The organism is Streptomyces sp. NPDC127190 (genome assembly GCF_042672505.1).
Lineage (GTDB): Bacteria > Actinomycetota > Actinomycetes > Streptomycetales > Streptomycetaceae > Streptomyces.
Window position 1 is genome coordinate 128,174 of sequence record NZ_JBHXVE010000002.1, and the last position, 8,498, is coordinate 136,671.

At 74.5% G+C, this 8,498-nt stretch carries 7 protein-coding genes; 5 read left to right on the forward strand and 2 right to left on the reverse strand.

The window, feature by feature from the left end; translation table 11 throughout:
* Positions 1-144: 144 nt before the first annotated feature.
* Positions 145-426: an HPr family phosphocarrier protein gene (locus tag ACFVIU_RS03915; RefSeq protein WP_030563197.1), complete on the reverse strand. Its 282-nt coding sequence runs from the start codon at positions 424-426 to the stop codon at positions 145-147.
* Between the two features lie 177 nt (positions 427-603).
* Here ACFVIU_RS03915 and ACFVIU_RS03920 point away from each other — a divergent pair, with 177 nt between their 5' ends.
* From ACFVIU_RS03920 to ACFVIU_RS03935, 4 genes are all read left to right on the forward strand, one after another.
* A complete protein-coding gene (locus tag ACFVIU_RS03920) occupies positions 604-3,786 on the forward strand; it encodes a GNAT family N-acetyltransferase (RefSeq protein WP_385840448.1) in 3,183 nt (1,060 codons plus the stop codon).
* Between the two features lie 138 nt (positions 3,787-3,924).
* Positions 3,925-4,521, forward strand: a complete 597-nt coding sequence (locus tag ACFVIU_RS03925; RefSeq protein WP_385840449.1) for a DUF5998 family protein — start codon at positions 3,925-3,927, stop codon at positions 4,519-4,521.
* The gene (locus ACFVIU_RS03930; protein ID WP_385840450.1) at positions 4,521-5,711 is read left to right on the forward strand and encodes an alkaline phosphatase family protein; all 1,191 of its coding nucleotides are present in this window, start codon (positions 4,521-4,523) and stop codon (positions 5,709-5,711) included. Before ACFVIU_RS03925 ends, ACFVIU_RS03930 begins: the two co-directional genes overlap by 1 nt.
* Positions 5,712-5,757: 46 nt before the next feature.
* Positions 5,758-6,408 (forward strand): thymidine kinase, encoded by a 651-nt coding sequence (locus ACFVIU_RS03935; protein WP_385840451.1) that lies wholly within the window; start codon positions 5,758-5,760, stop codon positions 6,406-6,408.
* A 12-nt stretch (positions 6,409-6,420) separates the two neighbouring features.
* On the opposite strand, the gene ACFVIU_RS03940 is transcribed toward ACFVIU_RS03935, so the two are convergent.
* Positions 6,421-7,212, reverse strand: coding sequence for a VOC family protein (locus ACFVIU_RS03940; protein ID WP_385840452.1), 792 nt, complete (start codon positions 7,210-7,212; stop codon positions 6,421-6,423).
* Positions 7,213-7,533: 321 nt separating this feature from the next.
* On the opposite strand from ACFVIU_RS03940, the gene ACFVIU_RS03945 reads away from it, so the two are divergent.
* Entirely contained in the window at positions 7,534-8,385 is an 852-nt protein-coding gene (locus tag ACFVIU_RS03945; protein ID WP_385840453.1) for a sulfurtransferase, read from the forward strand.
* Positions 8,386-8,498 lie beyond the last annotated feature (113 nt).

Consider the following 8,498-nt stretch of genomic DNA (forward strand, 5'->3'; position numbering starts at 1 on the left):
GTTTATAATGATATGTGGGGTATGGGAATGTGTAGGTGAGCGGCAGCCGCGGCGAGGCCGCGGCGGCCCCCCCCCCCGCCGGGCGGCCCCCCCCCCCCCCCCCCCCCCCCCCCCCCCCGGCTCCGGCATTCAGTGGGCCGATGTTCAGACCGTTTCGGGCAGCTCTTCCAGGCCCTCGGCGACCAGCTTGGCCAGCCGGTCCAGGGCGGCGTCCGCGCCCTCGGCGTCGGAGGCGAGGACGATCTCCTCGCCGCCCTGGGCGCCCAGGCCCAGGACAGCCAGCATCGAGGCCGCGTTGACGGGGTTGCCCCCGGCCTTGGCGATCGTCACCGGGACGCCTGCGGCCGTGGCGGCTCGGACGAAGATGGAGGCGGGGCGGGCATGGAGGCCCTCGGCCCAGCCGACGTTGACGCGGCGCTCAGCCATGTGTTGCTGCCCTTCGGAGTTCAGGGTTGTCTAGACCAGTTTCCCATATCGTGAAGCGTGCCCGGGGCGGACCCGCGCCCACCCCGGTGTGTCCCCGGACCGCGGCCTCGGTCCGGGTTTTCGTCCTCCACAGACTGCCTCGCGCCGTTGTCGTACGCGAGCCGTACTCTGGGGCCCATGCAGACCTCGGCGGACCGGCACGGCCGGTACGAGTACCCCGCCCACTGGGAGGCGGACGTGGTGCTGCGCGACGGAGGTACCGCGCGCATCCGGCCCATCACCGTTGATGACGCCGACCGCCTGGTCAGTTTCTACGAGCAGGTCTCGGACGAGTCGAAGTACTACCGCTTCTTCGCGCCGTACCCACGACTGTCCGCCAAGGACGTCCACCGCTTCACGCACCACGACTTTGTGGACCGGGTGGGGCTCGCCGCCACTGTCGGCGGCGAGTTCATCGCCACCGTACGCTATGACCGCATCGGCGCCGACGGTATGCCCGCCTCCGCCCCCGCCGACGAGGCCGAGGTCGCCTTCCTGGTGCAGGACGCCCACCAGGGCCGCGGAGTCGCCTCCGCGCTCCTGGAGCACATCGGCGCGGTCGCGCGCGAGCGGGGCATCCGCCGCTTCGCCGCCGAGGTGCTGCCCGCCAACACCAAGATGATCAAGGTTTTCACGGACGCCGGGTACACCCAGAAGCGCAGCTTCGAGGACGGCGTCGTCCGCCTGGAGTTCGACCTCGAACCCACCGACCGGTCCCTGGCCGTCCAGCGCGCGCGGGAACAGCGCGCCGAGGCCCACTCGGTACGCCGGCTCCTGGTCCCCGGTTCCGTGGCGGTCGTCGGCGTCGGCCGCGCCCCCGGCGGGGTCGGCCGCAGCGTCCTCGGCAACATCCGCGACGCCGGCTTCCCCGGCCGCCTGTACGCCGTGAACCGGGCCTTCCCCGAGGATCTCAAGGAGGTCGACGGCGTGCCCGCGCGCCGCTCGGTGCGGGACATCGAGGGCCCTGTCGACCTCGCCGTGGTCGCCGTACCGGCAGAGCACGTGCCCGGGGTGGTCGCCGAGTGCGGGGAACACGGCGTCCAGGGACTCGTCGTGCTCTCCGCCGGATACGCCGAGAGCGGGACCGAGGGACGCGAACGCCAGCGGGCGCTCGTCCGGCAGGCGCGCACGTACGGCATGCGGATCCTCGGCCCCAACGCCTTCGGGGTGATCAACACCGCCCCCGGCGTCCGGCTGAACGCCTCCCTGGCGCCCGAGATGCCCCGCCCCGGCCGCATCGCCCTGTTCACCCAGTCCGGCGCCATCGGCATCGCCCTGCTGTCCCGGCTGCACCGGCGCGGTGGAGGGGTGACCGGGGTGACGGGCGTGTCCAGCTTCGTGTCCGCCGGCAACCGCGCCGACGTCTCCGGCAACGACGTCCTCCAGTACTGGTACGACGACCATGACACCGACGTCGTCCTCATGTACCTGGAGTCCATCGGCAACCCGCGCAAGTTCACCCGGCTCGCCCGGCGCACGGCCGCCGCCAAGCCGCTGGTCGTGGTGCAGGGCACCGGCACGGCGCCGCAGGGCCACGCGGTACGGGCCACCCGGCTGCCGTACGCGACCGTCTCCGCGCTGCTGCGGCAGGCCGGGGTGATCCGCGTCGACACCATCACCGAGCTGGTCGACGCGGGCCTGCTGCTCGCCCGGCAGCCGCTGCCCGCCGGCCCGCGCGTGGCGATCCTCGGCAACTCCGAGTCGCTGGGCGTGCTGACGTACGACCGGTGTCTGGCGGAGGGGCTGCGGCCGGCGCGGCCGGTGGACCTGACCACGGCGGCGACGGCGGAGGACTTCCACCGGGCACTGGGCGCCGCGCTGGCGGACGACACGGTCGACTCCGTCGTGGTGACGGCGATCCCCGCGATCGGTGAGGGGTCGCCGGGGGACGCGGAGCTGGCGGAGGCACTCAGGTCGGCCTCGGCCGCGGTGCCGGGAAAGCCGGTCCTGGTGGTGCACGTGGAACTGGGCGGCCTGGCGGAAGCGCTCTCGGCCGCGACGAGCACGGCCCCCCAACCCGCAACACCGGCACCCGGCACCGAGGCCGCCTCATCGGCCCCCGGCACCGCGCCGCGGGCCGTGGCAGCGGGGCAGGGCACCGAGGCCGGTGCCGCGAGCACCGCATCCGAGTCCCCCGGCGCCGCGAGCACCGCATCCGAACCCCCCGGCGCCGAGCGCGTCGCCCAGGAGCCCCGCCGTCCCTCCGGCCGCCCGCCCGTCGCGGAACCAGGTGCGCCGCCCACCGCGGGAGCGGAAGCGTGGCCCACCGCGGGACCAGGTGTGCCCCCCACCGTCGGAGCGAATGCGCGGCCCACCCCGGCAGCGGACGCGCCGCCCACCACGGGAACGAATGCACGGCCCACCCCCGGAGCGGCTGCGCCGCCCAGCCCAGTCGCGGATGCGCCTCCCCCAGCCGGCCCAGCTGTCCCCCCGCCCGGCCCGGTCCTCCCCGACGACGGCCGTCTCATTCCCGCCTACCCCGCCGCCGAGCGTGCCGTGCGGGCGCTCGCCGAAGCCGTGCGGTATGCGCAGTGGCGGCGGGAGGCGGCCGATCCCGGGAAGGTGCCCGAATACGACGACATCGACGAGAAGGGGGCCGCCCGGCTCATCGGGGAGCTGCTCGCGCGCGGGGAGGGGCTCACGATCTCCGAGGCGGAGACCTGCGAGCTGCTCGGCAGGTACGGCATCCCCGTGCGCCGGGCGCTGCCCGCGCCCACCCCGGACGCCGCCGCCGAGGCCGCCCGCACCCTCGGCTACCCGGTCGCCCTGAAGGCCACCGCCCCGCACCTCAGGCACCGCGCGGACCTCGGAGGGGTCCGGCTGGACCTCGCCGGCGAGGAGGAATTGCGCCGGGCGTACGCCGAGTTGACCGAGCTGTTCGGAGCGCCGGAGGAGCTGCGCCCGGTGGTGCAGGGCATGGCACCGCGCGGCGTCGACACCGTCGTACGCGCCGTGATCGACCCGGCGGCCGGGGCCGTGCTGTCCTTCGGGCTCGCCGGGGCCGCCTCACAGCTGCTCGGGGACATGGCGCACCGGCTGATCCCGGTCACCGACCGGGAGGCCGCCTCCCTGGTGCGGTCCATCCGCACCGCCCCGCTGCTCTTCGGCTGGCGCGGGTCCACCCCCGTGGACACCCCCGCGCTGGAGGAGCTGCTGCTGCGCGTCTCCCGGCTGGTGGACGACCACCCGGAGGTGGTGGCGGTCACCCTGGAACCGGTCGTCGTCGCCCCGCACGGCGCGAGCGTCCTCGGCGCCACCGTACGGCTCGCACCGCCCCCCGCCCGCGACGACCTCGGCCCGCGCACACTGCCGGCGTACTGACCCGCCGCCCGCGACCGGGACGGCCGGCGAGGCTCTCCGGGGAGCCGCCGGGAACCGCCCCGAGGCCCCGGAGCGCGCCCGCGCGGCCCGCCCCGGGTCTGTACGACTGTCCCGGACCCCCCTTGCCCACGGACTAGGATGGACGCCATGGCCAAGACCAGTACGACGACCCAGGGGCTGCGCGCGGCGATCGAGCGCAGCGGCTACTACCCGGCCCTCGTGGCCGAGGCGGTGGAGGCCGCTGTGGGCGGCGAGCCCATCCGGTCGTACCTGGTCCACCAGGAGACCACGTTCGACCAGAACGAGGTGCGCCGGCACGTCACCGTGCTGGTCCTCAGCACCAACCGCTTCATCGTCAGCCACACCGACGAGCAGGCCGCCGACAACACCTCCCCGACGCCGTACGCCACCACCTCCACCGAGTCCGTGAAGCTCGACCGGATCTCGTCGGTCGTGGTCAGCCGTGTCGTCGCGAACCCGGAGCAGTACACCCCGGGCACCCTGCCCCGCGAGGTCGTGCTGACCATCGGCTGGGGCGCGGTCAACCGCCTCGACCTGGAGCCCGCGGCCTGCGGCGACCCCAACTGCGACGCCGACCACGGCTACACGGGCAGCTCCACGGCGGACGACCTCAGCCTGCGCGTCAGCGAGGCGGGGGACGGCCCGGAGACGGTGCGCCAGGCGCTCGCCTTCGCGCAGGCCATCTCGGAGGCGACCGCGGACATCGCCCGCTGATGTCCCAGCTCTCCGCCTGGGACCACCCGGAACCGCTCGCCCTGGACACCGCACCGCTGCCCGAGTACGGCACCGGCTCCCTCGCCGACCTGCTGCCCACGCTGGCCGCCGGGATGGGCGTGCCCGGCCTGACCGCGACCATCCCGGAGCTGACCGCGGCCGACCGGGTCTGCGTCTTCCTGATCGACGGGCTCGGCTGGGAGCAGCTGCGTGCGCACTCCGCCGAGGCCCCCTTCCTGACCTCCCTGCTCGCCGGCTCGCGCGGCGGCACCGGCCGCCCGCTGACCGCGGGCTTCCCGGCGACCACCGCGACCTCCCTCGCCTCCGTCGGCACCGGGCTGCCGCCGGGCGCCCACGGCCTGCCCGGCTATACCGTGCGCAACCCGGCCACCGGCGCGCTGATGAACCAGCTCCGCTGGCAGCCGTACACCGACCCGCGCCCCTGGCAGCCGTACCCGACCGTCTTCCAGCTGGCCCACGAGGCCGGGGTGCACGCCGCCCAGGTCTCCTCGCCGCTGTTCGAGAACACCCCGCTCACCAAGGTCGCGCTCAGCGGTGGCACCTTCCACGGCCGGCTCACCGGTGAGGAGCGCATGGACCTCGCGGCCGCGCAACTCGCCGCCGGGGACCGCTCGCTGGTGTACACGTACTACTCCGAGCTGGACGGCGCGGGCCACCGCTACGGCGTCGCCTCCGACACCTGGCGCGGCCAGCTGATGTGCGTGGACCGGCTCGCCCAGCGCCTGGCCGAGCAGCTGCCGCCGCGCAGCGTGCTCTACGTCACCGCCGACCACGGCATGGTGGACGTGCCCTTCGACGAGGAGCACCGCCTCGACTTCGACACGGACTGGGAGCTGCGCGCCGGGGTCGCCCTGCTGGGCGGGGAGGGCCGGGCACGGCATGTGTACGCGGTGCCGGGCGCCGAGAACGACGTACTGGCCTGCTGGCGCGAGGTGCTCGGCGAGCAGTTCTGGGTGGCCTCGCGGGACGAGGCGGTCGCGGCGGGCTGGTTCGGGCCGCGGGTCGACGACCGGGTCCTCGCGCGCCTCGGCGATGTGATCGCGGCCGCGCACGACGACGTGCTGATCATCGCCTCCGAGCGGGAGCCGAAGGAGTCCGCGCTCGTCGGCAACCACGGTTCGATGACGCCCGCCGAGCAGTTCGTCCCGCTGCTCGAAGTACGCTCCTGACCCTTCCCACCGCTGTGACCTCTCACCGAAAGGTGCTCAACTCCTCATGCCCGAGCTGGTGTTCTTCTCCGGAACGATGGACTGCGGGAAGTCGACGCTGGCTCTCCAGATCGAGCACAACCGCTCCGCGCGCGGCCTCGTCGGCATGATCTTCACTCGGAACGACCGCGCGGGCGAGGGCAAGCTGTCCTCGCGGCTCGGGCTGGTCACCGACGCGGTGGAGGTCGCGGACGACCAGGACCTGTACGCATACATCGTCGACCACCTCTCGCAGGGCGGCCGGGTGGACTACGTGATCGCGGACGAGGCGCAGTTCCTCGCCCCCGAGCAGATCGACCAGCTCGCGCGCGTGGTGGACGATCTCGGGCTGGACGTCTACGCCTTCGGGATCACCACCGACTTCCGCTCCAAGCTCTTCCCCGGCTCGCAGCGGCTGGTCGAGCTGGCGGACCGCATCGAGGTGCTCCAGGTGGAGGCGCTGTGCTGGTGCGGCGCCCGCGCCACGCACAACGCCCGCACGGTCGGCGGCGCGATGGTGGTCGAGGGCGCCCAGGTGGTCGTGGGCGACGTCAACCAGTCCGCCGGCGAGGTCGGCTACGAGGTGCTGTGCCGCCGTCATCACCGGCGCCGGATGACCGCCGCGTCCTCCCACGCAGCGGCCCTCTCCCCGGACGTCCTGCCGGTCCAGCCGGCCTGATCGCGCAGCGGCTCAGCGCGGGTTCTGGAGCACCGAGAAGACCGCGCCCTCCGGGTCCGCGACCGTCGCGACCCGGCCGTGCGCGCTGTCGTGGGCCGGGCTGAGCACCCGGCCGCCGAGGCCGGCGACCTGCCGCAGCGCCGCGTCGGTGTCGGCGACCTCGAAGTACGTCTGCCAGTGCGGGCCCCGGTCCCGGGGCAGGGCGTGCCCCACGCCGTGCAGACCGGCCACCGGGCGGCCGCCGACGCGCAGCGTGACGTAGTCGAAGCCGGGGGAGACCATCGGCTCCTCCTCGTAACCGAACACCGTCTCGTAGAACTTGGCGACGCCCTCGGTCTCGAAGGTGAGCAGCTCGTTCCAGGCCGGTGTGCCGGGCACCCCGGTGATCGCTGTGCCCAGATGCGCGGCGCCCTGCCAGATCCCGAACACCGCCCCGGAGGGGTCGGCGGCGATGGCCATCCGACCGGCGTCGGCCGCGTCCAGCGGGCCGACCGCGACCGTGCCCCCGCACAGCCGGACCGCGTCCGCCGTCCGGTCCACGTCGTCCGAGGCGAAGTACGGCGTCCAGGCGATCGGCAGCCGGTAATCCGGCGGCAGCTGGCCCATGCCGGCCACCTCGTGCCCGTCGAGCAGCGCCCGCACATACGGGCCGAGCTGCTGCGGGCCCGGCCGGAACTCCCAGCCGAACAGCTCGCCGTAGAACTCCTCGGTGGCGGTCAGCCCGTGCGCCATCAGGCTCACCCAGCAGGGTGCGCCGGGCACGCACCACGCGTGCGGACCGGCCGACTCCCGTGCCTCGGTCATCGATCACTCTCTCCTCGGCCCCTCGTGGGGGCCGTGTCGCTTCCGCTCCCCGGAAGGGGTGTCCACGCGGCTCGCGTGTCCGCCCGTGCCGGTGCCCGCATCCTCTCCGGTGCCGCGGGCCCTACCGCGCCGCGACCCGGCGGTGTATCCGGGAGAATGCCAGATCTGCCGTCTTTCGCCGCTCTCCTGAGGATGGCCGGCGGCTGCCTGTTCGGCTGTACAGCACGTGCTCGATCCCCTACGCCTCGTGATCGAGGTGTCGGCGGAGCAGAGTAGCCGGACCTGGACGCCGAGGCCACCCCTGGCGTATGGATGGACGCCATGACAGCCATCATCACCGCAACCGATCTGGCCCACGAGCTGACCGCGCAGACCCCGCCCGTGCTGCTGGACGTCCGCTGGCAGCTGAGTCTGGCGAAGGCGGCGGGCGCCCCCGCCTTCGACGGCCGGGCCGAGTACGCGGCCGGGCATCTGCCCGGCGCGGTCTACGTCGACCTGGACCGGGAGCTGGCCTCCGCACCCGGGTCCCGGGGCCGGCATCCGCTGCCGGACCTCGCGGAGTTCGGCGCGGCGATGCGCCGCGCGGGCGTGTCGAGGTCCCGTCCGGTCGTCGTGTACGACGGCGGACAGGGCTGGGCTGCCGCGCGCGCGTGGTGGCTGCTGCGCTGGACCGGTCACCCGGACGTGCGGGTCCTGGACGGCGGTCTGCCGTCCTGGCAGGGCGAACTGGAGACCGGGGAACACACCGTGCCCGAGGGCGACTTCACCCCGGAGCCGGGCGCGGTGGGCCTGCTGGACGCGGACGGGGCCGCGGCGCTGGCCCGTACGGGCGTCCTGCTGGACGCGCGCGCGGGGGAGCGGTACCGGGGCGAGGTGGAGCCGATCGACCGGGTCGGCGGGCACATTCCGGGCGCGGTGTCGGCGCCGACCACGGAGAACGTGGGCCCCGACGGCCGCTTCCTGCCCGGCGCGGAGCTGCGCGACCGCTTCAAGGCCCTCGGTGTCTCGCCGGACACCGAGGTGGGCGTGTACTGCGGTTCGGGCGTCTCCGGCGCGCACGAGGTCCTGGCGCTCGCGGTGGCGGGCATCCCGGCGGCCCTGTACGTCGGTTCCTGGTCCGAGTGGTCCTCGGACCCGTCCCGGCCAGTGGCGGTGGGCGCGGACCCGCAGTAGGACAGGGCGAAGCGGGGGGGCCCCCCCGGGGCCCCCCCGCCCCCGGGGGGGGGGGCGGGCGTAGCGCGGGCGGTCGGACGGGGGAGCGCGGTTGTTGGTGGGGGGGGGGGGCA